Source organism: Marinobacter sp. (assembly GCF_033722735.1).
Lineage (GTDB): Bacteria > Pseudomonadota > Gammaproteobacteria > Pseudomonadales > Oleiphilaceae > Marinobacter.
Map to the genome: position 1 here is coordinate 1 of NZ_JAWVYN010000012.1, position 26,098 is coordinate 26,098.

Here is a 26,098-nt window from a genome sequence, read left to right on the forward strand (position 1 = left end):
CGCCGGGGCTTCAACCAGGCCGAGGACATCGCCGAGAAGCTCAGCCGGCGCCTGGGGATCCCCTGGTCCATTACCCTGGCCCGACGGATTCGCTCCGCCCCCAGTCAATCCGGGCTGAACCGGGCGCAGCGCCAGCAGAACCTGAGGGGCATCTTCCAGGTATCGGGCCAACCGCCCAGGCGGGTGGCGATCGTTGAAGATGTAGTGACCACCGGTGCCACCGCGCGCACGCTGAGCCAGGCCTTGCTCGATGCCGGCGCCGAAGACGTCCAGGTCTGGGCCCTGGCTCGCACCCCCTGAGCACCGCTCGGACCGGGACAGCTGCGCTCCGTCCCTCAAACCAGCCGGTCGGCCACTTCCTCCGCAATCGCCAGACTCGCGGTCAACCCCGGTGATTCAATGCCAAACAGGTGCACCAGCCCTGGAACACCATGGCTCGCCGCATCCTGGATCATGAAGTCACCAGCCGGTGCGCCAGGCCCCACCAGCTTGGGACGCACGCCGGCATAGGCCGGTTGCAGGCGGGCAGGTTCCAACGCCGGCCACCACTGCCGCACGGCCTCGGCGAAGGCCCGGGCTCGCCGCTCGTCCACCCGGAAATCCGGATGTTCGATCCACTCAACATCCGGGCCAAACCGCAACTGGCCAGCCAGGTCCAAGGTCAGGTGAATGCCCAGCCCCCCCGGCTGGGGCACCGGATAGACCAGTTGTTGAAACGGATGCCGCCCGCTGTAACTGAAGTAGACCCCTCGGGCATAGAAGGGCGTGGGGCACTGCTCCAAGGGAAATCCCTGCCAACGCCGCGCCAACGGCACCGCCTCGAGACCGGCGGCATTGACCACCCGGCTGGCCCGGAGGCCGCAGGGGGCCGCGCCGCCAATCGAGAGGGTATGACCCGACTGGTCACTGGCGGCCGACAGCACCGGGGCAAGGCACACCAACTGACCACCGGCGGACTCCAGATCCGCCAGCAGCGCCAGCATCAGCTGATGGCTGTCGAGGATACCGGTTTCCGGTGAGAACAGGGCTGCAGCAGCAGTCACCTCGGGCAACGCCCTCGCCAGGGCGAACCGGTCGGCCCAGTCCAACGCCACACCGTTGCGCCGGGCCTGCTGGCGAATGCGCTCCAGCTCCTGGACCTGGTCCGGGGTCACCGCAACGATCCACTTGCCGCACTTGTGATGGGGAATGTTCCGCTCCCGGCAGTACCGATAGAGCATTTCCCGCCCCCGGACGCACATCGTCGCCTTGAGGGAGCGGTCCGGGTAATAGATGCCGGCGTGGATCACCTCGCTGTTGCGGGAGGAGATGCCCTCGCCAAAGTGCCCTGCCCGCTCCAGCACCAGCACCTGCTGCCCTTGAAGCGCCAGGGCCCGGGCCGTCGCCAGACCGATAACGCCTGCTCCGATCACCACGGTATCGACGGTCAGTGTGTCTTCGCCGCTCACAAACTCCGCTCCTCACTCGAAAGCCGCAGGGTATCGCAATCCCGGCCGAATCGAAAAAACGCCAACGCTGCCCTTAGTCAGGTCATGATGAACAAGATATACTGAGCGCCGATTTAAATGCAGGGAGCGAAAGTGGGTATGTCAGACAGGAAGCAGTTCCTGGTCGTGATGATAGTGGCAGCGTTGTTCGTCAGCTGGCTGGGTTGGCGCGGCTTTGAGGTGATCAGCCTGAACCAGAGACTGAAGGATGACCCAACCGTAGCCGACTACCCCTATCAGCACCGGGTTTTGCGGGTCGAGGGCCGAACCGCCATCATGAGTTCGCTGCGTTCTCACGATGTCTCCACCCGGGAGGCGCTGACTACCCTTTTCCCCAGCATGAAGTCGCTACCTGACAACCACCGGGAGTGGCAGCGGGCGGAACGGGAACTGGCCCGGGTACAGGCCAGGGCCGGCAATCTCGTTCTGCAATCGTCAGGAATTTCCCGCATTCGTTGGGAACTGGACAGCAACTGGTACCATCTCACACGCATGCAGAACAACAGCAACCGTTTTCACTGACCGGAGCCTATGACCGATACCGCCCACCCCTATGACGCGCTCACCCCGGACCGGATTCTGGACGCCGTGGAAGCCGAAGGCTTTGAGGTCAACGGTCGACTGTTCGCCCTGAACAGTTACGAGAACCGGGTTTATCAGGTGGGGCTGGAGGACGGCCCGCCGGTGATTGCCAAGTTTTACCGGCCCAATCGCTGGAGCGAGGCGCAGATCCGCGAGGAGCATGACTTCGCGACGGAGTTGGTCGGGGCCGACCTGCCCCTGGTTGCCCCACTCCCCCTCCGCCGGACGGAAGACACCCTGGGCCGACACGGCGATTTTCTGTTCGCGCTGTTTCCCCAGCGTGGCGGCCAGGCTCCGGAAACCAGTGTTGAAGACACCCTGTACCGCCTGGGCCAGTGGCTGGGACAGTGGCACAATGTCGGCGCCACGCGGCCATTCGAGCATCGGCCTGCCTTTGCCATTCTCGCCGGCATCACCGACAACAGCCGTTATCTGACGGACAACCACTGGGTGCCGGTGGACCTGCGCCCGGCCTGGGACAGCCTGATTCCCGATCTGATTGACGCCTGTGCCCGTCGCATCGACGAAGCCGGACCGGTGGACTCGGTTCGGCTGCACGGCGACTGCCACGCCGGCAACATCCTGGTGCGGGATGAGCAAATGCTGTTTGTCGACCTGGACGACTGCCGCATGGGGCCGGCGGTCCAGGACCTCTGGCTACTGCTCAATGGGGCCGAGGCCGACCAGGGGGCGCAGTTTGGGGAACTGCTGGAAGGCTACGAAACGTTCAGGGAGTTCAACCGCCGCGAGCGTTTCCTGATCGAGCCCCTGCGCTGCTATCGCCAGATTGCCCATAGCGCCTGGCTTGCCCGGCGCTGGGATGACCCGGCGTTCCCCCGCTTTTTCCCGTGGTTCACGCAACCACGTTACTGGTCCGATCAGATTCTGGCGCTGCGGGAGCAGCTTGCCGCCCTGCAGGCAGCGCCGGTCGCCATCCCGGGCCAATACTGACACCGCCCAAATCACCCTGTCTGGAGTTAACGCATGAGCCAAACCGAGGGCCGATATTCCGCTCGCAGCCTGATTGCCGTGGGGGTCATCAGCATTGTCGTGACGGTACTGACACTGGAAATGAGTGGCCGGATTGACCACTCCGGAAACAAGGACGAGGTACCGGTGGGCGAGTTCAAGGCCATTCATGTGTCACCGGACCGGGAAGGTTTTCGGATGTCCAAGAAATCCTCGGAATTGCACGCCGTGTGCGAGCAGGGCTATCTGGCCATAGCCTCGGACGTGGACCCGGCGTTCCGCGGCGTGTTGGTGGACTACAAAAACCGCGGTGTACGATGCGGCGAGATTCGTACCGTGGTGGACGGATCACCCGCACCAACCCGTGAGGCTGCCGATGACTGACCGCAAACACCCCGACCAGGCCACCGACCGGCTGTTCGCCGAACACCTACCGCGCTCGGACTTTCGTTTTGACGCCTCGGTCGCACGGGTGTTTCCCGACATGATCCGCCGATCCGTACCGGGCTACACGACAATCATTCCCATGATCGAGGTGATTACCGAGCAGTACGCCCAGTCCGGCAGCCACTGCTACGACCTGGGGTGTTCGCTGGGCGCCTCCACGCTGGCGATGCGTCATGGCATCCCCTTTGACGATTGCACCCTGGTGGGCGTTGACAACTCCGAGGCCATGATCGAGCGTTGCCAGCATTACATCGCCCTGGACGACCATCCCCTGCCAGTCACCCTGCGGTGCGAGGACATTCTCGACACCCGGCTGGCAGACGCGTCGGTGACCACCCTCAATTTCACCCTGCAGTTCGTGGCACCGGAACGTCGGGAGGAACTGCTGGGCAGGATTGCCACGGCCACCCGCCCAGGCGGCGTACTGATCCTGTCGGAGAAGATCCGCTTCGAATCCCCCCACGAGCAGGACATCCAGACCCGGCTGCACCATGACTTCAAACGGGCCAATGGCTATTCCGACCTGGAAATCAGTCAGAAACGCTCAGCGCTGGAGCGGGTGCTGATTCCCGAGACCCTGGTCGAGCATCGGGCGCGCCTGGTCGCCGCCGGCTTCGACCAGGTCCTGGTGTGGTACCAGTGCTTCAATTTCGTGTCCATGCTCGCGATCAAATCCGCCTAAGCGACCCCATTTCCTCATGAGTACCTTCAACTGGCAACACTGCTTTACCCCCCTCCTAGAGAACCTCGCTGCCAGCGGCCTGGAAGACTGGGCCGACCTGTTGCGCAGACAGCTCACCTGGCGCTTCGACGACAACCCGCACGGCGACGTCCGGCGCTGGCACAAGGCCTGGTCACAACTGCCCGAGCTGGACGATGCCTCGGTAGACCTTAACCGGTCCGCCATCTCCCTTCGCTCAGACTCTATCGACGTTCCACGCCAGGAGCAGCTGGAAGCGGGCTTGCGGGGCCTGATGCCCTGGCGCAAGGGACCGTTCGACTTCTTCGGTACCCACATCGACACCGAATGGCGCTCGGACTGGAAATGGGAGCGGGTTGCGCCCCACCTGTCGGACCTGGCGGGTCGCCGGATACTGGACGTCGGCTGCGGCTCCGGGTACCACTGCTGGCGCATGTACGGCGCCGGCGCCCGGCGGGTGATCGGCATCGACCCGGGCCTGCTGTTCCTGTTCCAGTTCCTCAGCGTCAAACGCTACCTGGGCGAGGTGCCGGTGGATCTGCTGCCCGTGCGCGCGGAAGACCTTCCGCCGAAGCTGGAAACCTTCGACACCACCTTCTCCATGGGCGTGCTCTACCATCGCCGGTCGCCGCTGGACCACCTGCTGGAGCTGAAGGATACCCTGCGCCGTGGCGGGGAACTGGTGCTGGAAACGCTGGTGGTGGACGGCCCGGAAGGGTTCAGCCTGATGCCGGAGGATCGCTATGGCCAGATGCGCAACGTCTGGTTCCTGCCCAGCTGCGACACCCTGCTGCGCTGGCTCCACCGCACCGGCTACCGGAATGCCCGGGTGGTGGACGTCACGGTGACCACCACCGAGGAGCAACGGGCCACAGACTGGATGCGGTTCCAGTCGCTGAAGGACTTTCTCGACCCGGAAGATCCCACCAGGACCATCGAGGGCTATCCCGGCCCCAAACGGGCGACGGTGATTGCCGAGAAACCCTGAACAAGCAGGCTCAACGGAAAGTCGGTGAGCCACGGTTCATCTCGAGGCGCGAGGCCTGGCTCACTGCCAGCTAATTTGGCGATACCAACAAAAAGGGCCAGCAATTGCTGGCCCTTTCCAACTCCGTGCGGCTTACTGACCGAACGGGTGGCGCATGATGACAGTCTCCACCCGGTCCGGACCGGTGGAAATGATGTCGATCGGCGCCTCGATCTGCTGTTCCAGGAAGCGGATGTACGCCTTGGCGTTCTCCGGCAGCTGGTCGATGCTGGTCAGCCCCACGGTACTCTCCTGCCAGCCGGGCAGCTCCTCGTAAACGGGCTCGATGTCCCGATAGTTGTCACAGCCGATGGGAGGACGGTGGAGCTCCCCCTTCGGGGTCTTGTAGCCGACACAGACCTTGACCGTTTCCAGACCGTCCAGCACATCGAGTTTGGTCAGGCAGATGCCGGAGACGCTGTTGATCTGGATAGCATGGCGCAGGGCCACGGCGTCAAACCAGCCACAGCGCCGGCCCCGACCGGTGGTGGTGCCCACCTCGTTGCCTTTCACCGCCAGGTATTCGCCGGTCTCGTCGAAAAGTTCGGTGGGGAAGGGGCCGGAACCGACCCGGGTGGTGTAAGCCTTGGTGATCCCCAGCACGTAGTCCAGGAACAGCGGGCCAAAGCCGGAACCGGTGGCGGTGCCGCCGGCCGTGGTGTTGGAGGAGGTCACGTACGGATAGGTGCCCAGATCGATGTCCAGCAGCGAGCCCTGGGCGCCCTCGAACAGGATGTGCTCGCCTTTCTTGCGATAGTCGTGGAGCAGATCGGTCACATCTGCTGCCATCGGCAGCACGTCTTTACCCAGCGCCGTCAGCTCCGCCAGCGCCTGGTCCACATCTACCGGCTCTTCCTTGAAGTATTCGGTGAGCACGAAGTTATGGTACTCCATGATGTCGCGGAGCTTGGTCGCAAAACTGGCCGCATCAAGCATGTCACCCACCCGCAGGCCGCGACGGGAGACCTTGTCTTCATAGGCGGGACCGATGCCGCGACCGGTGGTACCAATCTTGTCGTTGCCGCGAGCTTTCTCACGGGCCTGGTCGATGCGGATGTGGCTGGGCAGGATCAGCGGACAGGCAAGGCTGATCTTGAGGCGATCACGCACTGCAACGCCCCGTTCTTCCAGCTCCCGGACTTCCTTCATCAGCGCTTCCATCGAAAGCACGACACCATTGCCGATCAGGCAGTTCACATGCTCCCGCAGGATACCGGAAGGGATCAGGTGCAGCGCGGTTTTCTTGCCCTCGATCACCAGGGTGTGACCGGCATTGTGACCGCCCTGAAAACGGACCACGGCCGCCACCTGATCGGTCAGCAGGTCAACAATTTTGCCTTTACCTTCATCACCCCACTGGGTGCCAAGAACTACAACGTTTTTACCCATGCTTCTCTCTCGATGTGCCGCCACCCCGGGGAGCGGCAACGGTCAAATAATCTCAATGGATGCTGACACTCAACCAGCCCGTTTACAGGGTCTCCACGACCCACTGATCCCCCTGCCTGACCAAGGCGCGGTCGCAACCGCGCTGGCGGGGATCCACCTCGGCATCTTCCGGCAAGGCCTGTACCACGGTCTCGGTCATGCGCAGACCGGCAATCACTCCGGCCAACGCCGGGTCTTCGCTGGCCGGCGCCCAGATGGCTCCAGACTGCCGTCCGGCACGCTCGCCCAGGGCCACCAGGGCACGGACATCGAGGCTGAACCCGGTGGCCGGCCGGGCCCGGCCAAAGTCACCGCCGATGGCATCGTAGCGCCCGCCCTTGGCAACGGCATCGCCGTGGCCGGGGGAATAGGCGGCGAACACCAGTCCGGTATGGTAGTTGTAGCCCCGGAGTTCGCAGAAATCGAAACCGACACCCACTTCCGGGAAATCCCGGTTGAGCATGGCGGCCACTCGCTCCAGTTGATCCAGAGCGCCGGTCACGGTTGCCGATGCCCCCTTCAGCACTTCCCGCGCCTGGGCGAGGGCATCCATACCCCCGGTAATGGCGGCCAACTCCCGCAACCGTCCACCCGCGCTATCGGCGGCACAGTCCCCCAACAGCTCGTTCAGCTCGGGCACCGACTTGCGCCGCATCGCATCAAAGATCGCGCTCTCGGTCCCGGTATCGAAATCAGCGTCACCGATCAGCGATTCGTAGATGGCCACGTGGGCCAAATCCAGGTGCACCCGCGGTAATCCGGAGACTCGCAAGGTCTCCAGCATCAGGCTGATCACTTCGAGATCCGCCGCCTCGGAGCCGCTGCCAAACAATTCGCAACCGGCCTGGATCGGCGTCCGCCCGGTCAGCATGTGTTGCGGACGGGTATTGAGCACATGACCGGCATAACACAGCCGGGTGACGCCCTCCTGCCGGAGGGTATGGGCATCGATTCTCGCCGCCTGGGGGGTCATGTCCGCCCGCACCCCCATCATCCGACCGGTCAGCTGATCGGTCAGCTTGAAGGTCTGCAGTTCCAGGTCATGCCCGGTGCCGGTAAACAGGGATTCGAGGTATTCGATCAGAGGCGGGATAACAAGCTGGTAGCCCCAGCGTTGGCACGTGTCCATCACGTCCCGGCGGAGGGATTCGATTCGTCCTGCCAGTGGCGGCAGTATGTCTTCCACCCCGTCTGGCAGCAACCAGCGATCAGATACTGTCATGCGCGTCTAGTGTCCGTCTGCATCCCGGTGCCCGGCCGTGACCGTCCGGTAGCGGGATATGGGAGAGTTGAGGGCCGGGCCCGTTGCGAAGCGGAAGGCCACACCAAAACCGGCCGAATTTTACACTGTTCATAACCACAAAAAAACCGGAATGCCTGTGGGAGTCGTTTCCGGCTCCCTGACATTCCGGCTTGCGGCCCGTTCCGACCTCAGTTTCCGCCCAGAGGATCCTTCAGGAACCGCAGGAAGTCGCTGTCGGAATCGATCACCATCAAATCTTCCTTGGTGGCGAAGGTCTTCTGGTAGGCCTCCAGGCTCCGGTAGAACTGATAGAACTCTTCATTGGAGCTGTAGGCATCGGCGTAGATCGAGGCAGCCCGACCGTCACCCTCACCTCGCAGCGTTTCCGCCTTGGCGAACGCCTCCGCCAGGATTACCGTGCGCTGACGATCGGCGTCGGCACGAATACCCTCGGAAGCCTCGCGGCCCCGGGAGCGGAACTCCTGGGCCAGTTTTTCACGCTCGGTGGCCATCCGCCGGTAAACGTTCTCACTGACCTGACCCGGCAGTTCAATCGCCTTGACGCGGATATCCAGAACCTCAATCCCAAACTCGTCGATCGAGGTCTCGTTCACCCGGTCCCGCAGGGTGTGCATCAGCTCATCCCGCTGGCCGGACACCACCTCATGCATGGTGCGAACGCCGAATTCGTCACGCAGACCGTTATCCACCCGCGAGGACAGCAACGACTGGGCCCGCAACTCATCGCCACCAGTGGCCCGGTAGAACTCGTCCACGTCCCGGATCCGCCAGGCGATGTAGGAATCCACATCCAGCGGCTTCTTCTCGATGGTCAGGTACTGCTTGGCCGGGAGGTCGTTGGTCAATACCCGTACATCGAAGCGCCGGACCTCATCGATCACCGGCACCTTGAAGTGGATGCCGGCCTTGATATCGGTTTCGATCAACTCACCGAAGCGCAGTAATACGCCGCGATGGGTTTCCGGAATGATGTACACGCTCGACAGCACCAGCAGGACTACGATGAGGGTGCCTGCAAGACCCACAACACCTTTAGGTCCCATGATTATCTCCCCCTCCGTACACTGTTACCCTGTCTGCCCTGAATTTCCTGAATCACCCGATCCGTCAGCACCCGGATATCGTTCTCCGTCATGGTGGGATGCGGGCTCTGCGAATCCTCATTCCGGCTGGGGAGACCTGAACGCCCAACCAGGCGATCCAGCGGCAGGTACATCATGTTGTTGCTACCCTGGGTATCCACCAGGATCTTGCTGGTGTTGGACATAACATTCTCAATCGCCTGCAGGTACATGCGGTCGCGGGTGACCTTCGGCGCCAGCTGGTAGACCGCGAGCATCTCCAGGAAGCGGGACGTCTCACCGTTGGCCCGCTCGATCACCTCTTCCTTGTAGGCCAGGGCCTCTTCCACCATACGCTGGGCACGACCACGGGCTTCCGGCACCACCTTGTTGCGGTAGGTCTCCGCCTCTTCCTTCAGGCGCTGCTCGTCCTCACGGGCGCGCTGAACTTCACGGAAGGAGTCCTGCACCGGCGCGGGAGGCTGGGTGCTTTCAACGTTGACCCGGACGATTTCCAGGCCAGTGCCGTAATCTTCCAGGAACCGCTGCAAACGCTGCTCGACACGAACCGCCAGTTCGGCACGACCCTCGGTGAGCACTTCATCAAGCAGCGAGCTGCCCACTTCGTGGCGCAACGCGCTGTCGGTGGCGAACGCCAGTGCCTGATTGGAGTCACGAACGTTCAGTACATAGTCCCGGGCACTGGCGACGCGGTACTGCACCTGCAGATCGACAGTTACCAGGTTTTCGTCCTGGGTCAGCATCTGGCCCCGGGACTCGGCATTCCGGACATTGGTCACCCGTACCTTGGTGACGTCGTCAATCAGCGGCACCTTGAAACGCAGACCGGGATTTTCAGTCTTGTGGTACTCACCAAAGCGCAATACCACGGCACGCTCCTGCTCGTCCACGGTGTAGAACGATTGGAACAGGATGTAGCCCACCAGCAAAATGCCCACCAGTGCCAGAATGGCACCGAAGCCACCGCCGCTCTCGGAAGAACCGCCGTTGCCGCCAGACTTTCCGCCCTTGCCACCGAGCATCTTGTTGAGCCGGTCCAGCCCTTTTTTCAGCGCTTCGTCCAGGTCTGGTGGCCCCTGGTCGTTGCCACGACGACCGCCCGTTCCCCAGGGGTCATTGTCGTTTCGGTTTCCACCCGGTTCATTCCAGGCCATAGTGCTCTCCGTTCTAAACTGTTCAGATGGCTGCAAATACTAGGGATTTATGGGCGCTCGGGCAATAGCCGTCGGATTACGGCCTGCCAACATCGCCTACCCCGCGCTCCAGACGGACATCGCCCTCACTCAAACCAGCCCGCCTTAGCAACTGTAGCCAGTCCCGTTCCTGAAGGCGAACTTCCATCACGGTATCGCCGTTTTCCCGGTGCTGCTCACGCAGCACGGACCCGGCCTGGTGTAGCAGGGAGCGAAACTTGCCATCCCCAGGCCCCAACACCACGAACTGGTGCAGTACTTTCTCAGCCAGACGCTCAACGATGGCATCGGACAGCTCCGCCATACCGTCTCCGGTGACCGCAGATACCCAGACCCGCACCGGCACGCCGTCCTCATTGCGCTCAACCCGGGGCCGGAAGTCGTCCAGCAGATCAATCTTGTTGAATACCTGGAGCACCGGAACCTCATCGGCGCCGATCTCCAGCAACACCTCTTCCACCTGGTCGATGTTGTCATCCCGTCGCTCGTCACTGCAGTCGATGACGTGAAGCAGCAGGGTGGCGTCGGTGGTTTCCTCCAGGGTGGCGCGGAATGCCTCCACCAGCTTGTGGGGCAAGTGGCGGATGAAGCCCACGGTATCAGCGATGACCACACCACCAATGTCCGGCATATCCAGGCGGCGCAGGGTTGGATCCAGGGTCGCGAACAGTTGGTTGGCAGCATAGACCGCGGATTCGGTCATACGGTTGAACAGGGTGGACTTGCCTGCGTTGGTATAGCCCACCAGGGAAACCGTGGGAATGTCCGCCCGGTTCCTGGCCCGGCGTCCCTGGTCCCGCTGTTTGCGCACCTTCTCGAGACGCCGGTGGATGGACTTGATCCGCTCCCGCAACAGCCGCCGGTCGGTCTCGAGCTGGGTTTCCCCCGGCCCCCGCAGGCCAATACCGCCCTTCTGCCGCTCCAGGTGGGTCCAGCCGCGCACCAGACGGGTCGCCATGTGCTCCAGCTGAGCCAGCTCCACCTGCAGCTTCCCCTCATGGGTTCGTGCCCGCTGGGCGAAGATATCGAGGATGACCCCGGTTCGATCCAGCACCCGGCACTTCAGCTCCCGTTCCAGGTTGCGTTCCTGACTGGGGCTGAGCGCATGGTTGAAGAGCACTACGTCCGCGTCGTAGAGCTGGATGGCCTGACGGATCTCCTCCAGCTTGCCCTCACCGACGAACAGCCGTGGGCTGGGCTGATTACGGGATCCTGACACCGTGGTCATGGCTTCGACTCCGGCGGAGGTGACCAGATCGACAAACTCGCCCAGGTCTTCGCCTTCGTTATGGGACGAGAACTCGATATGGACCAGAATCGCCCGTTCACCGACATCAGGACGTTCAAACAAGGGATGCAGACTCCAGGATCAGACTATCTTTACGAGACAAGCGCAGAGACCCACCCTTCCTGGCACCAGGGTTGCTGGTACCCGAAAAGGCGGGTCGAAACTGGCTCCCAGGCCAGAAAACGCGGGAAATGCAATCAGCCTTCGGCTTCGCCTTCACCGGCCGGGTTTTGCTGCGGAACGCGAACGTTACGGGCTGGCACCACGGTGGAAATTGCATGCTTGTACACCATCTGGCTGACGGTGTTCTTCAGCAGGATCACAAACTGATCGAAGGACTCGATCTGGCCCTGAAGCTTGATGCCATTAACGAGGAAGATGGATACCGGAATTCGCTCCTTGCGCAATGCATTGAGGTAAGGGTCTTGTAGAGAGTGCCCTTTTGACATGTGTTTTCTCCTGTAATTTATTAAAGCAGATCGTCTTATTCAGTTAAATGTGGTGCGAGAGCTGATAATTTTCAAGGCTTTCTCAGCATTTTGCCCGGTTTCTGACGCCAGCCAGTGAACCTCCGGCCATTTCCTCAGCCAGGTCAACTGACGCTTGGCCAGTTGCCGCGTCGCAGCCACGCCGGTTGCCACCAGGGTGTCCCGCTCGCCATCTTCGGCCAGGTAGGTCCAGGCCTGGCGGTAGCCGACGCATCGCATGGAAGGTAAGTCCGGGGTCAGATCACCTCGCGCCATCAGCGTCCGGACTTCATCCAGAAATCCCAGATCCAGCATTTTCAGGAACCGGAGGCGAATCCGTTCATGGAGCACGCGCCGCTCAGAGGGGGCTATCGCAAGCTGGACCACAGTATACGGCAGCGTGGACGATTCGTCTGCCTGCCACTGCGTAAAATAAGGGTAATCCTCAACAATCTGTCCGGACTCATCCTGCTGCGCCCGCTGCGACTGCCATATCCGGGAAATTGGCTTGCCGGTTATGCGGACGACTTCCAGTGCGCGCAACAGCCGCTGACGGTTATTGGGGTGGATCAGTGCCGCCGCCGTCGGGTCCAGTCTCGCCAACTCCTGGTGCAGCGCCTCCCAGCCTCGCTGCTGGGCCTCCTGCTGCAGGGCCTTGCGAAGGTCCGGATCCGCCGAGGGCAAGTCGGACAGGCCATGCCACAGCGCCTTGAAGTACATCATAGTGCCGCCCACCAGAAGTGGTATGCGACCTTTAGCGGTAATCTCGGCCATTTCGCGCAGGGCATCCCGACGAAAATCCGCGGCCGAATAGGTCTCTGCGGGGTCGCAGATGTCAATCAAACGGTGCGGGGCGCGGGCCAGCTCGGCGGCATCGGGCTTCGCGGTGCCAATGTCCATGCCGCGGTAGATCATCGCCGAATCGACGCTGATGATGTCGCAGGGCAGGCGCTGGCACAGCTCAATGGCCAGATCGGTCTTACCCGACGCCGTGGGCCCCATCAGGAAGATGGCGGGCGGCAGGATCCCGGAGTCTGCAAACGACGCGGACATGACGCCTAACGCCCCCTCAGGAACAGTTTGTCCAGCTCAGACAGGGTCACCAGTGTCCAGGTCGGTCGACCGTGATTGCACTGGCCACTGCGCTCCGTCGCTTCCATGTCCCGCAGCAGGGCATTCATTTCCGGAATGGTCAGTTGGCGGTTGGCGCGCACGGACCCGTGACAGGCCATGGTACCCAACAGTTCGTGGGTCACCGCCTCCACCCGGTCACTCTGGCCATGCTCGATCAGGTCCGCCAGCACGTCCCGCACCAATTGCTCGGTGTCGGCGCCCCGCAGCAAGGCCGGCACCTGCCGCACCGCCACGGTTTCCGGGCCAATCCGCTCGATCAGCAGCCCCAGACGCTGCAACTCGTCGCCGTGGGTCTCCGCCAGGGCAGCCTCTTTCTGGCTTACCGCCAGGGACAGGGGCACCAACAGCGGCTGACTCTTCAGGTCCTGGGCCGCCAACGCCAGCTTCATCCGCTCATAGGTAATCCGCTCGTGCGCCGCGTGCATGTCCACCACAATCATTCCCTGGTGGCTCTGGGCCAGGATATAGATGCCGTGGAGCTGGGCAATGGCGTAGCCCAGCGGTGGCTGGTCGCCATCCATCGATGGCGTGGTGGGCGCCGCTTCCAGGTGGGCCGGCGCAGCCGCCGGGGCTGAGGACCAGCCCCCTGATGAAGCCGGCATCGGGGGTACGCCAGTGACCGATTCTGTCACTGCGGCCGGTGACGGCGTGTCCACCCCACCGCCCTGGTTCAGGGACTGGTAGAAGGCCATCTGGTCGCGGGCCTCCCAGGTTTTCTGGGCTGGCGGGGGTACCTGGCCCGAAAATGGGGAACTTCCCGCCACGGGAGCTTGGTGCCCGGCGACGTCCTGGGCCGCTTGGGGCATGCCCCCCGCCCCGACCTCCGACTGGGCCAGGGCCCCGCGAAAATGGTCGTCCGGTCGCACGTCCGCCAGCGCCTTGTGCAGGGTGCGGAAGATGAAATCGTGGACCAGGCGGCCATCGCGGAACCGGACCTCATGCTTGGTGGGATGGACATTGACGTCCACCGTGGCCGGGTCCACTTCCAGATAGAGCACAAACGCCGGGTGGCGGTTGTTGTACAACACGTCCCGATAGGCCTGGCGTACCGCATGGGCGACCAGGCGGTCGCGGATCACCCGGTTGTTGACGAAGAAATACTGCAAGTCGGCCTGGCTGCGGGAAAAGGTGGGCAGCGCCACCCAGCCCCAGAGCCGCAGCCCCGTGGCCTCGGCATCGATCACCACCGCGTTGTCGATGAATTTTTGCCCGCACAGGGCTCCGATGCGACGCTCCCGATCCAGCTGGCTGGCCGCCGGGCGCAGATTCTGCACCACCTTCTGGTTGTGGCGCAGGGTAAAGCCGGTGTCGAAACGCCCCAGGGCCTGGCGTCGCAGGCACTCCTCCAGGTGATTGAACTCGGTCTTTTCGGTACGCAGGAACTTGCGACGGGCCGGAGTGTTGAAGAACAGGTCGCGAACCTCGACCGTGGTGCCCACGGGATGCGCGGCGGGGGAGATCCGGGCTTCCATCTCCCGCCCCTCGACCTCCACCCGGCTGGCGGCCTGCTGCTGTTCGGTGCGGGAGGTCAGCGCCAATCGCGACACCGAGCTGATACTGGCCAGGGCCTCACCGCGAAACCCCAGAGAGGCGACGGCCTCCAGGTCTTCCAGGCTGGAAATCTTGCTGGTGGCGTGCCGGCTCAGCGCCAGGGGCAAGTCGTCCTCACCAATCCCGGCGCCGTTGTCCCGCACCCGGATCAGCTTGACGCCCCCCTGCTCCACCTCCACGTCGATATTGCCGGCGCCAGCGTCCAGGGCGTTTTCCACCAGCTCCTTCAGCACCGACGCCGGACGCTCCACCACCTCACCGGCGGCGATCTGGTTGGCGAGTCGGGGAGACAGCAGTTTGATGGCGGACATGAAATGAAACAGCCTCTGGAAGTGGCGGAATGAATAACCCGGTTAAAGGCTGGCATCATACCAGATGGAACAGTAACGGCTCATCCGTGATCGACGCAATCTCATCCGCCCGGGGCAGCAAACGCCTGCCGGGGGGGGGGGACAGAATGCAGCTTTGCCCCCGCCACGGTCAGCCCCCGACTCAGGACGCTGGTATCCGGATGGTCTGACCCACCACCACCCGGTCATCGCTCAGTCCGTTGAACCGCATCAACTCGCTGACCGTGGTCTGGTTATCCCGGGCCACCGCGGACAGGGTATCGCCCCGCCGTATCTGGTAATGACTGATACCCTGATTGCCCTGCCGCTTCTGCCAGGCGACCAGGGTACCAGGCGGCGGCGTATGGTCGAAGTAGTCTTCGATACCGCGGAATACCGCCCGGGCCAGCTTTTGCCGGTAGTTGGAACTGCCCAGATTGAGCTCTTCATCCGGATTGGAAATAAAGCCCGCCTCCACCAGGATGGATGGAATATCGGGCGACTTGAGCACCACAAACGCCGCCTGTTCCACGCCGGGCTTGTGCAGACGCGTCACCTGGTCCAACTGGCGCAGCACGTAATCGCCGACACCAATACTGGCGTTGATGCTGGCGGTCATGGACAGATCCAGCAGGACACCGGCCAGGGTATCGTCCTTGCCATCCAGCGACACACCGCCGGAGCCCCCGATCAGGTCGGACCGGTTCTCGGTGCGCGCCAACCAGCGCGCGGTCTCACTGGTGGCACCCCGCTGCGACAGAGCGAACACCGACGCGCCCCGGGGCTGCGGCGTACGGAAAGCATCGGCGTGCACCGACACGAACAGATCGGCGTTGTGGCGTCGGGCCAGCAGGGTGCGCTGGCGAAGGGGGATGTAGTAATCGCCGGTGCGGGTCAAGCGGGCGGTGTAGCCGGGCTTGGCCTCGATGACGTCTGCCAGGGTCTTGGCCAGTCGCAGCACCACGTCCTTTTCCCGGGAGCCCCGGGGACCGATGGCGCCGGGGTCTTCACCACCGTGGCCGGCGTCGATCACCACGATAATGTCACGCTTGCCGGATGCATCGTCACTGATGGTGGGCTGCGGTGCGGCCTCGGTTCCGCGCGGATCGCCCTCGCCCACCAGATCCAGCACCAGCCGGTGGCCGTATTGCTGGTTGGGTTCGAGCTGGAAACTGCGGGGCTTGATCTCGCCGGTCAGATCCAGCACCACCCGGAGGTCTGAGCCGTTACGCGGCGCACTGCGGATTCGGCGGATGGGACTGCCGTCCAGGTCGAGCGCCCCGAAGTTGGCGCTCAGGGTGGCGTCGCGAATATCGATCACCAGGCGCTTGGGGTTGTCCAGGGTGAAGATGTTGTGCTGCACAGGCCCGGCGGTGTCCAACACCAGACGGGTGTGATCGGGCGCCGGCCAGATCCGGACCCCCTCGACATCCGTGGCGGCGCTGGCGCCCATCACGGACAACGCCATGACCATGGTTAGCATACCCTGCAGGATCCAACGGGGGACCCATCCGCCGATCAAGCTGCCCATGCTATACACCTGCCTCTCCCTGGGGCCGATTGGCCACCAATGCCAACACCGTGTCACTCCCCCGCCGGGTTCCCGCATTCAGGTAGGCGATCCGGCCACGGCCCTGGGCCTCAATGCGCACTACCAGATCCGGCTCCGGCAACACCCCCTGGCCCCGCTCGGCCCACTCGATCAGGCACACGTCGTCTCCCAGGAAATAGTCGCGGATCCCCATGTACTCCAGCTCTTCCGGGTCCCCCAGGCGATAGAGGTCGAAATGATAGGCCGGCGGCTGCAGGTGCTCATAGGGCTCCACCAGGGTGTAGGTTGGGCTCTTCACCGCCCCCTGGTGCCCCAGGCCACGCAGCAGCCCGCGGCTGAGCGTGGTTTTGCCCATGCCCAGGTTGCCCTCCAGAAACACCGTCAGCCCGGTTCCGCTGGCCCGAACCTGCCGGGCGATCTCCTTGCCCAGCTGTTCCGTCTCACTTTCGTCGGCCATGGTGACCGAACAGCGCACTGCCTCACTCGCCGTCAACATCATCACTCTATCCCACGAGCGGCCCGTTCCAGCCTGACTTCCGCCTCGCACAGCAGCTCAGGCAACGCACCAATCACATCAGTCGGCGCCAGGGCCATGTAACCCAACTGCCCCGACGCCCGGTTGGCGCCTGCCAGGTGCAGTGCCGCGCCGAGCTCGGCAGCCGGCCCGACCGCTCCCAGTTGCGCCAGTAAAGCGCCGATAATACCCGACAGCACATCACCCATACCACCCGTTGCCATGCCCGGATTGGCGCCCTGCAGCACGGCGCAGCCATTGTCACCGGCAATCACCGTCCCGGCCCCCTTGAGCAGGATGACGCCCCCATACCGCTGCTGCAGGGCGACAGCGGCCGCGAGCCGGTCCGACTCCACCTCGGCCACGGTCACGCCCAGTAGCCGGGCCGCCTCCCCCGGATGCGGGGTTAACAGCTGATTGGCCGCCTGCACCGGCACCCGTTGCGCCAACAGGTTAAGGGCGTCGGCATCCAGCACCCTTGGCGGCCGGCTGGCCAGCACCTGCTGCAGCATTTGCTGCCCCCAGGCCGCCTGCCCCAGGCCGGGCCCGCATACCACGGTGGTCGCCTTGGCGAGATACGGCGCCAGCTCAGAACCGTGGGTCATGCCCTGGACCATGACTGAGGGACAGCGGGCCAGGGCTGGCGCCACATGCTCGGGACGGGTGGCCAGAGTCACCAGGCCGGCACCGGAGCGAACCGCCGCCTCGGCCGCCATCAATCCGGCGCCGCCGAAGCCCCGGTCACCGGCCACAATCAACAGGTGCCCGAAGCGCCCCTTGTGGGCGCTGGCCGGCCGCAAGGGCAGCCGATGCCGCAGGGTCCCCCAATCAATGCGCCGAGCCAGCGGTGGCTCGGTAAACCCGGACAAGGCTCCCTCATCGACCAGCCGGTCAAACAGCACCGTGCCTGCACAGTCGGGTCCCTGACCGGTAAACAGCCCGGCTTTCAGACCAATAAACGTTACCGTGGCGGCCGCCCGGACAGCCACCCCGGCGGTTTCCCCGGTGGTTGCATCCAGTCCCGACGGCACATCCACCGACAGGATGGGCGCCGGAGCGGCGTTGCAGCGCTGGATCATCGCCGAGAAGGCCGCTCGGGGCGCGCCAGAGGCACCAGTGCCCAGCATGGCATCGACGATCAACCCGGCCTCGCGGACCCGCGTGTCAATATCCGCATCGTCCAACTGTTCCAGACAACGGATCTCCACGCCATCGCCCACCGCGGCCTGCCAGGCCTGACGGGCATCGCCCTGGAGTCGCTCGGGGTCGGTCAGGGCCAGACAACTCACCTCCAGACCGTGACGCCTGGCACTGGCCGCCACCAAATAGCCATCGCCACCGTTGTTGCCCGGCCCGCACAACACCAGCAGCGGCCGCGGCTCAGGCCACAACCGGACCAACTGCCGGAAGATGGCACTGGCCGCCCGCCGCATCAACTCGAAACCGGGTACATGGCCACCGTCGATCAGAAAGCGATCCATCTCACGCACCGCATCGGCGGAATACAGGGATTCTGGTAAGCTGTTATCACCGGATGTGATCATAGGGTCTGTCCCGGTAAAGAAATCGGTTTAAGTACACTGGCCAGATGTCTGTAAAGCATAGCAAAACACTCTGAAAGGTCCTAACTTAATCAAATTAACCTTCCCTCACCTTCGCACACCATGACCCACACCCTGGACAACCTGCCGGCCACCATCCGCGAATGGGCGCGGGAACTCGGCTTTGCCGACGTTGGCATCACCCTGCCGGACACCGGGCAGCACGCAGACCACCTGAAGCGATGGCTGGCCGAGGGGCTGCATGGCGAAATGGGGTACATGGCGGACCACGGCGACAAACGGTACACACCGCAATCGCTGGTGCCCGGCACGGCGCGGGTGATTTCCGTGCGGATGGACTACCTGACCGCCCCAGACAGCCCCGGTGACGTCCTGGCCAACCCCGAGAAGGCTTACATTTCCCGCTACACCCTGGGGCGGGATTACCACAAGCTGATCCGAAAGCGTCTGGCCGCCCTGGCCAAGCGTATCGATGCGGCGGTAGCGGGGTTCGATTACCGGGCCTTTGTCGACAGTGCACCGGTGCTGGAACGAGCCCTGGGACAACAAGCGGGTCTGGGCTGGCAGGGCAAGAACACCATGCTGCTGAACCGCAAGGCCGGGTCCTTCTTCTTTCTGGGGGAAATTTTTACCAGCGCCCCGCTGCCGGTGGACACCCCCTACGACAAGGACCATTGCGGCCGCTGCCACGCCTGCCTGGACCTGTGCCCCACCAACGCCTTTCCCGAGCCTTACCGGCTGGATGCAAGACGCTGCATCAGCTACCTGACCATCGAGCTGAAGGGCAGCATTCCGGAAGAGCTTCGCCCCCTGATGGGCAACCGGGTGTTCGGCTGTGACGACTGTCAGTTGGTGTGTCCGTGGAACCGGTTCAGCAAGGTGTCGGAGGAGGACGACTTCAGGCCTCGCCACCAGCTCGACAACACCGAACTGGCGACGCTGTTCCTCTGGAGCGAGGAGGCGTTCCTCAAACGAACGGAAGGCTCCGCCATCCGTCGCACCGGCTATGAGGGCTGGTTACGCAACCTGGCGGTCGGACTGGGCAACGCACCCAGCACCATCCCGGTGATCGAGGCCCTGAAGTGCCGGGCCAATCACCCCTCTGCCCTGGTGCGCGAGCATGTGCACTGGGCCCTGGCCCGGCACGGCATCACACCGGAGGCAGCTGTCCGGCAGAATCAGGACGACTCCGGGGTAGACTCCGACGCCAACTGAAAGAAGTTGTCGCGATAGTGCCGCAGCTCGGCAATGGAATCGCGGATGTCGTCCAGGGCCAAATGGGAGCCCTTCTTCGTCACGCCGGCCAACACGTCCGGCCGCCAGCGCCGCGCCAGCTCCTTGATGGTGCTGACATCCAGGTTGCGGTAGTGGAAGAATCCCTCCAGCTCGGGCATGTACTTCACCAGGAAGCGCCGGTCCTGGCCGATGCTGTTGCCACACAGGGGGGACTGCCCTGCCTCCAGGTGTTGACGGAGGAACGCAAGGGTCTGCTGCTCCGCTTCGGCCTCGGACACCTTGCTGTCCTTGACCCGCTGGGTCAGACCGTTTTCCCCGTGAGTGCGGGTGCACCACTCGTCCATGGCCTCCAGCAAGCTGTCCGGCTGGTGCACCGCGATGACCGGCCCCTCGGCAATCACCTCCAGGTTGGAGTCGGTCACGATGGTGGCAATCTCGATGATGCGCTCACGTTCCGGATCCAGTCCGGTCATTTCCAGGTCGATCCAGACCAGGCGGTCGCTTGCAGCCATGGGCAGTCTCCACATTGGCGGGTTGTTGGTGCGGCGTTTGCCATCGCGGGCAGACACCGGGCAAATCGCGTATGATGTTACACCAGATTGGACCCCGACACGGACACCTGAAACGCAATCCATGGCCAAACGTCGACTCAACAAGCAGCAACAGTGGCGCATCCGCAAGATTCAGGCGGAACGTGCCGAACGCGCCAAACGCAAGGAACGGGCGATTGACCAGCAACTGGAGTCGGGGGACCTGGGCGATGAACAGGCGGGCCTGGTCATTGCCCATTACGGCCAGCAACTGGATGTGGAGGCGCTGGAGGGCGATCGCCAGGGCACCGTCTTTCGCTGCTTCGTGCGCGCCAATATCGACAACCTGGTGACCGGAGACCGGGTAGTCTGGCGCCCCGGGGCCGACAAGACCGGCGTCATCGTCGCACGCTCCGATCGCCATACGCTGCTGCAGCGACCGGACAAGTTTGGCCAGATCAAGCCGGTGGCGGCCAACATTGACCACATCATCCTGGTGATCGCCCCGGAACCGGAGCCCCACGACAACCTGATCGACCGTTACCTGGTGGCGGCGGAAATCACCGACATTCCCGCGGTTATCCTCCTCAACAAACAGGACCTGGTGACGGACGACAACCGCCAGGCCATCGACACGCTCCTGGCCCGATACGAGGCACTGGGATACCCGGTGGTTCGCACCAGTGCCAAGGCAGCGGACGGCGGCCCGGCCCCCCAGGTACAGGACCTGGTCACCCGGCAAACCAGCGTGTTTGTGGGGCAATCCGGGGTGGGCAAGTCTTCGATCATTCAGACGCTTCTGCCCGACGAGGCCATCCGGGTGGGCGCCGTGTCGGAAAGCACCGGCAAAGGCGTCCACACCACCACCACCGCCCGTCTGTTCCACCTGGACTGCGGCGGCGACCTGATCGACTCACCGGGCATCCGGGAGTTTGGGCTCTGGCACATGACACCGCAGGAAATCGAGTACGGCTTTCGGGAGATACGCGAGCTGGTGGGCCACTGCCGCTTCCGCAACTGCAGCCACCAGGGGGACCCGGGCTGCGCCTTCGACCAGGCGGTGGCCAACGGTACCCTGAGCGCGGAACGCCTGAGCAGCTTTCACCGCATCCTGCAGGATATGGCCGAACAGCAGTCCCGGGGGCTCACCCTGAACTAACCCCCCCCTGCCGGCGACACTGGCCGGCGCGTTCACCCTTACCAGCTCAACTGCTGCGGATCCGGCTCCTCTCTCGGCTCCAGCAGCTCGCCACTCTCCAGCAGTTCCCGGGCCTCCTGCTGCTCCGCCTCTGTCGGCGCGGTCAGGTCGATCAGCGGGGCATTGGGATCGGTTCGCCCGGCCTTGTCCTGAATGTCCTGCTGGGCCTTCTTGTTGAGCACAATGATGGAAATACGCCGGTTTACCGGGGCGGTGGGGTCGTCTTCGTCAAACAGCACCGAATCGCTCAGCCCCACCACCCGGGCAATCTGCGAGGCCCCCACACCGCCGGCAACCAGCGCGCGGCGGGCGGTGTTGGCCCGGTCGGCGGACAGCTCCCAGTTGGTGTAACCCGGCCGCCCGCTGAACGGGGTGGCGTCGGTATGGCCGGTGATGCTGAGCTTGTTGGTGACGGCGCTGAGCGGCTTGGCCAATTCGAACAGGATTTCCTGGGAGTAGTACTTGAGCTGGGCACGACCGCTGTCGAACATCGGCCGCTGGGAGCGGTCGACGATCTGGATGCGCAGACCCTCGTCGGTAATGTCGATCAGCAGCTGGTCCTTGAACTCCTGCAGGGTCTGGCTCTGCTCGATCTGGTCCTGCAGGTCCTGACGTAGCTCCTGCATCTGCCGGCGTTCGAGGGTGTCGGCCAACTCCTCGATACGCTGGTCTTCCAAGCGGATTTCCGTGTCGGCGACATCGGCACTGGAGGAGTCCACCACCGAGGCACTGCCCTCCAGATCCACCGGGTGGGGCGAGCCGCCCTCGGTGAAACCCACCGGGTCCTTGAAATAGCCCTGCACATTGCGGATCTGCTCCGGCGAGGCGGTGGCGGTCAGCCACAGCACCAGGAAGAAGGCCATCATGGCGGTGGCAAAGTCGGCAAAAGCCACCTTCCAGGAGCCGCCGTGATGCCCGCCGGCCACCTTCTTCACGCGCTTGACGATGATCGGTCTTTCTTCCACTAGGTCACCCGTGCTGCGTGGCGTTCAGCGACAATTTACTTGGAGCGCACATGATCATTGAGCTCCTGGAACCCCGGCCGCTTGTGGGTCGGCAGCGCCTTGCGCCCGAATTCGATGGCCATCTGGGGCGCCTGGCCGGACACCGTGGCCACCACCGCCGCCTTGACGCACTCGTAGGCCTTGATCTCGTACTTGGCCGAATGCTCCAGGGCAATGGAGGTGGGCCCCACAAAGCCGTAGCCCATAAATATCCCCAGGAAGGTACCCACCAGCGCGGCGGCCACGCTCAGGCCGATTCGCTCCGGCCCTTCGCTGAGGAAATTCATGGTAATGACGATGCCCAGGACCGCCGCCACAATCCCCAGACCGGGCAAGGCGTCGGCGATCTTGTTCACCGCATGGGCGGGCTCTTCCAGCTCATGGTGGCGGCTGTCGATCTCGCTCTCCATCATCCCCTCCAACTCATGGGGCGCCATATTGCCGGAACTGATGATCCGCAGATAATCGGTAATGAACGCCAGAAGTTCGCTGGACTTCATCACTGCCGGATAGCGGGAGAAGATCTGGCTGGCCTCGGGGTTGTCGATGTCCTCCTCGATCGCCATCACCCCCTGCTTGCGGGACTTGTCGAAGATGTCGTAGAGCAGGCTGAGCAGGTCCAGATAGAAAGCCTTATTGAAGGGGGAACCGACCAGCAGGCGCATGATCCCTTGGAACACCTGCTTGATGATCGTGGGGGGATTCGCAATGACAAAGGAGCCCAGTGCTGCGCCAAAGATGATCAACACCTCGGTGGGCTGCCACAACACCAGCAGATTCCCGCCATGAAGTACATACCCGCCGAGCACACAGGCCAGGACGACAATCGCGCCAATAATCAATGCCATAGAGTCAACTACACCCGTTTATCCGATTTAAGCCGTCTCAATCATAGCAAGCCCTTGAACGGACCGCGAAAACAGCAACCACTTTTCATGACCATCGGCACAACACGGACACCCTCCGCCCTTTTTATCAGGCCGTTTCACGATTGCGTCGTTACCTGGCTGGCAGACTTTGCTAGAATCACGCGCTTTCAGTGCAAGAGATTCGCTTCATGTTCGACAAGCTGTTCGTTCTCAGTCAATACGTTACCCCACAACTGGCCGTCTCGCGGCTGGCCGGCAAGCTTGCCGACAACGACCGGGCACCCGCCCTCAAGAACCAGGTGGTCAACTGGTTTATCGGCCGCTATGGCGTAGACATGAGCGAAGCACAGGAATCCGATCCGTCTGCCTACCCCAGCTTCAATGCCTTTTTTACCCGACAACTGAAACCCGGCCTGCGTCCGGTTGACCCGGACCCGAAGGTACTGACCAGCCCCGTGGACGGCACCATCAGCCAGCTCGGCCAGATCAGCGACGGACGGGTCTTCCAGGCCAAGGGCCAGTCTTTCAGCCTGACTGAGCTGCTGGGGGGCGATGACCATCGCGCCGCCCCCTTTGTGGACGGCGAATTTGCCACCATCTACCTGGCGCCCAAGGATTATCATCGCATCCACATGCCCCTGGCCGGCACCCTGCGGGAAATGGTTTACGTCCCGGGCAAGCTGTTCTCGGTGAACCCGGTCACCGCCGCCAACGTCCCCAACCTGTTCGCTCGCAATGAGCGGGTAGTTACCCTCTTCGACACAGATTTTGGCCCCATGGCGATGGTGCTGGTGGGCGCCATGATCGTGGGCAGCGTGGAAACCACCTGGGCTGGTGTCGTCGCTCCGGGCACCGGGCTGGTCACCACCACCCGCTACGAGCACATGAAAACCCCGATCCAATTCGACAAGGGGGAGGAAATGGGCCGTTTCCGCCTTGGCTCGACGGTCATCATGCTGCTACCCAAAGGGGCCGCGCACTGGAACGCAGAACTGGACGCCGGCAAGACCGTACGGATGGGAACGGCATTTGGCCACCGAGCCTAGGCATGCCGCGGCAAACCCGGCTGCGCCCGGCCCAGCAGGCTCATCTGACGCACGTTGACGCCTGGCTCAGGCCCGCTCCAGCGGAAAGCTGATCACCTCGTCAATGCGTTCGGCGCCGACTTTCAGCATCAGCAGCCGGTCCAGCCCCAGGGCCACGCCGGCACAGTCCGGCAACCCCGCCGTCAGCGCCGCCAGCAAGGCCTCGTCCACTGCCATGGCCGGCTTGCCCGCCGCTACCCGGGCGGCATTGTCGGCCTCAAAACGCCGGCGCTGTTCCGCCGGGTCGGTCAGCTCCCAGTAACCGTTGCAGAGCTCGATCCCCGCCACGTAGAGTTCAAACCGGTGCGCCACGGCATGCCCGTCCCTGCCGGAGACCCGCGCCAGCGCCGCCTGGCTGGCCGGGTACTCCACGATGAACGTCGGCGGCTGGCACCGCAGGGCAGGCTCCACCTCATGGCTCATCAACAGCTCCAGACAACCATCCCGCCCCAGTTCTGCGGCACCCGGCTGACCCAGCCAGCCCGCGCAGCGGCGATACAGCGCGCCATCGGATATCTCAAAGGGATCAATGCCCGCGTATCGGTCCATGGCCGTCCGGTAACTCAGGGTCTGCGGGCGCTCGCAAGCCAGCCAGCCGCACACCAGATCCGCCACCTCCTCCATCAGGTCGCGGTCATTGAAACCCGGGCGATACCACTCCAGCAGGGAGAATTCGGGATTGTGGCGCCCGCCCCGCTCGCCATCGCGAAACGCCCGGAAGACCTGGTAAATGGCACCGGCACCTGCCGCCAGCAGCCGTTTCATGTGAAATTCGGGAGAAGTCTGCAGCCAGCCCTCTGTCTGGTCACAGCCCGGCGTGGGCAGCAGCCGGGCGGCGACACTGTCCAGGTGGAGGTCGGTGACACCATGACGGCCCAGCACCGGGGTCTCCACCTCGAGCACGCCCCGCTTTGCGAAGAAGGCACGCAGGTAGGCCAACTGGCGGGCTCGCTGATGCAGCGCCTCGAGGTGACTAGTGGGTCGCCAGCTATCGGCGTCAGCCATAGCGCCGGTCCGGATCAGGCATTCTTGACGCGGCTGACGTACTCTCCGGTACGGGTATCCACCTTCAGCACTTCACCGATGGAGATGAACAGCGGCACGTTGACCACGGCGCCGGTGGACAGGGTTGCCGGCTTGGAGCCCCCCTGGGCAGTGTCGCCCTTCATCCCCGGATCGGTTTCCACCACTTCCAGCTCAACAAAGTTGGGTGGCGTCACCGTCAGCGGAGCGCCGTTGTACAGGGTCACCGTGTAGACATCCTGCTCTTTCAGCCATTTCAGGGCATCGCCAACGGCCTTGGCATCGGCGGCGTACTGTTCGAAAGAACCGTCGGTCAGCATGAAGTGCCAGAACTCGCCGTCGGTATACAGGTATTCCATATCCTGATCCATGACGTCAGCAGCCTCCAGGCTTTCACCGGACTTGAAGGTCCGCTCCCAGACCCGGCTGGTCATCAGGTTGCGGAGCTTGACCCGGTTGAAGGCCTGCCCCTTGCCGGGTTTGACGAATTCGTTTTCCAGAATCACGCAGGGGTCACCGTCGAGCAAAACTTTAAGACCACTGCGAAATTCGTTGGTAGAATAGGATGCCATGATAA

26 protein-coding genes are annotated in these 26,098 nt (G+C 63.4%); 9 read left to right on the forward strand and 17 right to left on the reverse strand.

Annotation, left to right across the window (positions count from 1 at the left end):
- The coding region (locus R3175_RS10355) for a ComF family protein (protein ID WP_413231761.1) at positions 1–300 on the forward strand (300 nt) is incomplete at its 5' end.
- 35 nt (positions 301–335) lie between these two features.
- On the opposite strand, the gene R3175_RS10360 is transcribed toward R3175_RS10355, so the two are convergent.
- Complete coding sequence (locus R3175_RS10360) at positions 336–1,448, reverse strand: NAD(P)/FAD-dependent oxidoreductase (protein ID WP_318944197.1); 1,113 nt, start codon at positions 1,446–1,448, stop codon at positions 336–338.
- A 138-nt stretch (positions 1,449–1,586) separates the two neighbouring features.
- Here R3175_RS10360 and R3175_RS10365 point away from each other — a divergent pair, with 138 nt between their 5' ends.
- The 5 genes from R3175_RS10365 to cmoB are packed head-to-tail and all read left to right on the forward strand — an operon-like array spanning position 1,587 to position 5,173.
- The gene (locus R3175_RS10365) at positions 1,587–2,009 is read left to right on the forward strand and encodes a hypothetical protein (RefSeq protein ID WP_318944198.1); all 423 of its coding nucleotides are present in this window, start codon (positions 1,587–1,589) and stop codon (positions 2,007–2,009) included.
- Between the two features lie 9 nt (positions 2,010–2,018).
- Entirely contained in the window at positions 2,019–3,020 is a 1,002-nt protein-coding gene (locus tag R3175_RS10370; RefSeq protein ID WP_318944199.1) for a serine/threonine protein kinase, read from the forward strand.
- Between the two features lie 33 nt (positions 3,021–3,053).
- Entirely contained in the window at positions 3,054–3,422 is a 369-nt protein-coding gene (locus tag R3175_RS10375) for a kinase (protein ID WP_318944200.1), read from the forward strand.
- Complete coding sequence (cmoA, locus tag R3175_RS10380; RefSeq protein WP_318944201.1) at positions 3,415–4,167, forward strand: carboxy-S-adenosyl-L-methionine synthase CmoA; 753 nt, start codon at positions 3,415–3,417, stop codon at positions 4,165–4,167. Before R3175_RS10375 ends, cmoA begins: the two co-directional genes overlap by 8 nt.
- Before the next feature lie 16 nt (positions 4,168–4,183).
- Positions 4,184–5,173, forward strand: a complete 990-nt coding sequence (gene cmoB, locus R3175_RS10385) for a tRNA 5-methoxyuridine(34)/uridine 5-oxyacetic acid(34) synthase CmoB (RefSeq protein WP_318944202.1) — start codon at positions 4,184–4,186, stop codon at positions 5,171–5,173.
- A 132-nt stretch (positions 5,174–5,305) separates the two neighbouring features.
- Here cmoB and R3175_RS10390 read toward each other — a convergent pair whose 3' ends face one another.
- From R3175_RS10390 to R3175_RS10440, 11 genes are all read right to left on the reverse strand, one after another.
- Positions 5,306–6,601 carry an adenylosuccinate synthase gene (locus R3175_RS10390; protein ID WP_318944203.1) on the reverse strand — a complete coding sequence of 432 codons (1,296 nt, stop codon included), beginning with the start codon at positions 6,599–6,601 and terminating at the stop codon, positions 5,306–5,308.
- An 82-nt stretch (positions 6,602–6,683) separates the two neighbouring features.
- The gene (locus tag R3175_RS10395) at positions 6,684–7,862 is read right to left on the reverse strand and encodes an ATP phosphoribosyltransferase regulatory subunit (protein ID WP_318944204.1); all 1,179 of its coding nucleotides are present in this window, start codon (positions 7,860–7,862) and stop codon (positions 6,684–6,686) included.
- Between the two features lie 209 nt (positions 7,863–8,071).
- The gene (hflC, locus tag R3175_RS10400; protein WP_318944205.1) at positions 8,072–8,947 is read right to left on the reverse strand and encodes a protease modulator HflC; all 876 of its coding nucleotides are present in this window, start codon (positions 8,945–8,947) and stop codon (positions 8,072–8,074) included.
- Positions 8,948–8,949: 2 nt separating this feature from the next.
- Complete coding sequence (gene hflK, locus R3175_RS10405) at positions 8,950–10,140, reverse strand: FtsH protease activity modulator HflK (protein ID WP_318944206.1); 1,191 nt, start codon at positions 10,138–10,140, stop codon at positions 8,950–8,952.
- Between the two features lie 76 nt (positions 10,141–10,216).
- Positions 10,217–11,530 (reverse strand): ribosome rescue GTPase HflX, encoded by a 1,314-nt coding sequence (hflX, locus tag R3175_RS10410; RefSeq protein WP_318944207.1) that lies wholly within the window; start codon positions 11,528–11,530, stop codon positions 10,217–10,219.
- A 134-nt stretch (positions 11,531–11,664) separates the two neighbouring features.
- Positions 11,665–11,916 (reverse strand): RNA chaperone Hfq, encoded by a 252-nt coding sequence (gene hfq / locus R3175_RS10415; protein ID WP_318944208.1) that lies wholly within the window; start codon positions 11,914–11,916, stop codon positions 11,665–11,667.
- Between the two features lie 39 nt (positions 11,917–11,955).
- Positions 11,956–12,987 carry a tRNA (adenosine(37)-N6)-dimethylallyltransferase MiaA gene (gene miaA / locus R3175_RS10420; RefSeq protein WP_318944209.1) on the reverse strand — a complete coding sequence of 344 codons (1,032 nt, stop codon included), beginning with the start codon at positions 12,985–12,987 and terminating at the stop codon, positions 11,956–11,958.
- 5 nt (positions 12,988–12,992) lie between these two features.
- Entirely contained in the window at positions 12,993–14,930 is a 1,938-nt protein-coding gene (mutL, locus tag R3175_RS10425) for a DNA mismatch repair endonuclease MutL (RefSeq protein ID WP_318944210.1), read from the reverse strand.
- A 181-nt stretch (positions 14,931–15,111) separates the two neighbouring features.
- A complete protein-coding gene (locus R3175_RS10430) occupies positions 15,112–16,479 on the reverse strand; it encodes an N-acetylmuramoyl-L-alanine amidase (RefSeq protein WP_413231762.1) in 1,368 nt (455 codons plus the stop codon).
- 1 nt (position 16,480) lies between these two features.
- On the reverse strand, positions 16,481–16,999 hold the full coding sequence (tsaE, locus tag R3175_RS10435) for a tRNA (adenosine(37)-N6)-threonylcarbamoyltransferase complex ATPase subunit type 1 TsaE (RefSeq protein WP_318944211.1): 519 nt from the start codon (positions 16,997–16,999) through the stop codon (positions 16,481–16,483).
- Positions 16,999–18,558 carry an NAD(P)H-hydrate dehydratase gene (locus R3175_RS10440; protein ID WP_318944212.1) on the reverse strand — a complete coding sequence of 520 codons (1,560 nt, stop codon included), beginning with the start codon at positions 18,556–18,558 and terminating at the stop codon, positions 16,999–17,001. Before R3175_RS10440 ends, tsaE begins: the two co-directional genes overlap by 1 nt.
- A 120-nt stretch (positions 18,559–18,678) precedes the next feature.
- On the opposite strand from R3175_RS10440, the gene queG reads away from it, so the two are divergent.
- Positions 18,679–19,791 carry a tRNA epoxyqueuosine(34) reductase QueG gene (queG, locus tag R3175_RS10445; RefSeq protein ID WP_318944213.1) on the forward strand — a complete coding sequence of 371 codons (1,113 nt, stop codon included), beginning with the start codon at positions 18,679–18,681 and terminating at the stop codon, positions 19,789–19,791.
- Here queG and orn read toward each other — a convergent pair.
- Positions 19,755–20,324: an oligoribonuclease gene (gene orn, locus R3175_RS10450; protein ID WP_318944214.1), complete on the reverse strand. Its 570-nt coding sequence runs from the start codon at positions 20,322–20,324 to the stop codon at positions 19,755–19,757. The genes queG and orn overlap by 37 nt on opposite strands.
- A gap of 121 nt (positions 20,325–20,445) precedes the next feature.
- On the opposite strand from orn, the gene rsgA reads away from it, so the two are divergent.
- Positions 20,446–21,501 (forward strand): small ribosomal subunit biogenesis GTPase RsgA, encoded by a 1,056-nt coding sequence (gene rsgA, locus R3175_RS10455; RefSeq protein WP_318944215.1) that lies wholly within the window; start codon positions 20,446–20,448, stop codon positions 21,499–21,501.
- A 38-nt stretch (positions 21,502–21,539) separates the two neighbouring features.
- Here rsgA and motB read toward each other — a convergent pair whose 3' ends face one another.
- Together motB and motA are read right to left on the reverse strand one after the other, a co-directional pair.
- Positions 21,540–22,505, reverse strand: coding sequence for a flagellar motor protein MotB (motB, locus tag R3175_RS10460; RefSeq protein ID WP_318944216.1), 966 nt, complete (start codon positions 22,503–22,505; stop codon positions 21,540–21,542).
- 35 nt (positions 22,506–22,540) lie between these two features.
- On the reverse strand, positions 22,541–23,392 hold the full coding sequence (gene motA, locus R3175_RS10465) for a flagellar motor stator protein MotA (protein ID WP_318944217.1): 852 nt from the start codon (positions 23,390–23,392) through the stop codon (positions 22,541–22,543).
- Positions 23,393–23,601: 209 nt separating this feature from the next.
- Between motA and asd the strand changes: the two genes are divergently transcribed.
- Positions 23,602–24,459 carry an archaetidylserine decarboxylase gene (gene asd, locus R3175_RS10470; RefSeq protein ID WP_318944218.1) on the forward strand — a complete coding sequence of 286 codons (858 nt, stop codon included), beginning with the start codon at positions 23,602–23,604 and terminating at the stop codon, positions 24,457–24,459.
- A 66-nt stretch (positions 24,460–24,525) separates the two neighbouring features.
- Here asd and epmA read toward each other — a convergent pair whose 3' ends face one another.
- Both epmA and efp read right to left on the reverse strand, forming a co-directional pair.
- Positions 24,526–25,503 carry an EF-P lysine aminoacylase EpmA gene (gene epmA, locus R3175_RS10475; protein WP_318944219.1) on the reverse strand — a complete coding sequence of 326 codons (978 nt, stop codon included), beginning with the start codon at positions 25,501–25,503 and terminating at the stop codon, positions 24,526–24,528.
- A gap of 14 nt (positions 25,504–25,517) precedes the next feature.
- Complete coding sequence (efp, locus tag R3175_RS10480; RefSeq protein ID WP_318944220.1) at positions 25,518–26,093, reverse strand: elongation factor P; 576 nt, start codon at positions 26,091–26,093, stop codon at positions 25,518–25,520.
- Positions 26,094–26,098 lie beyond the last annotated feature (5 nt).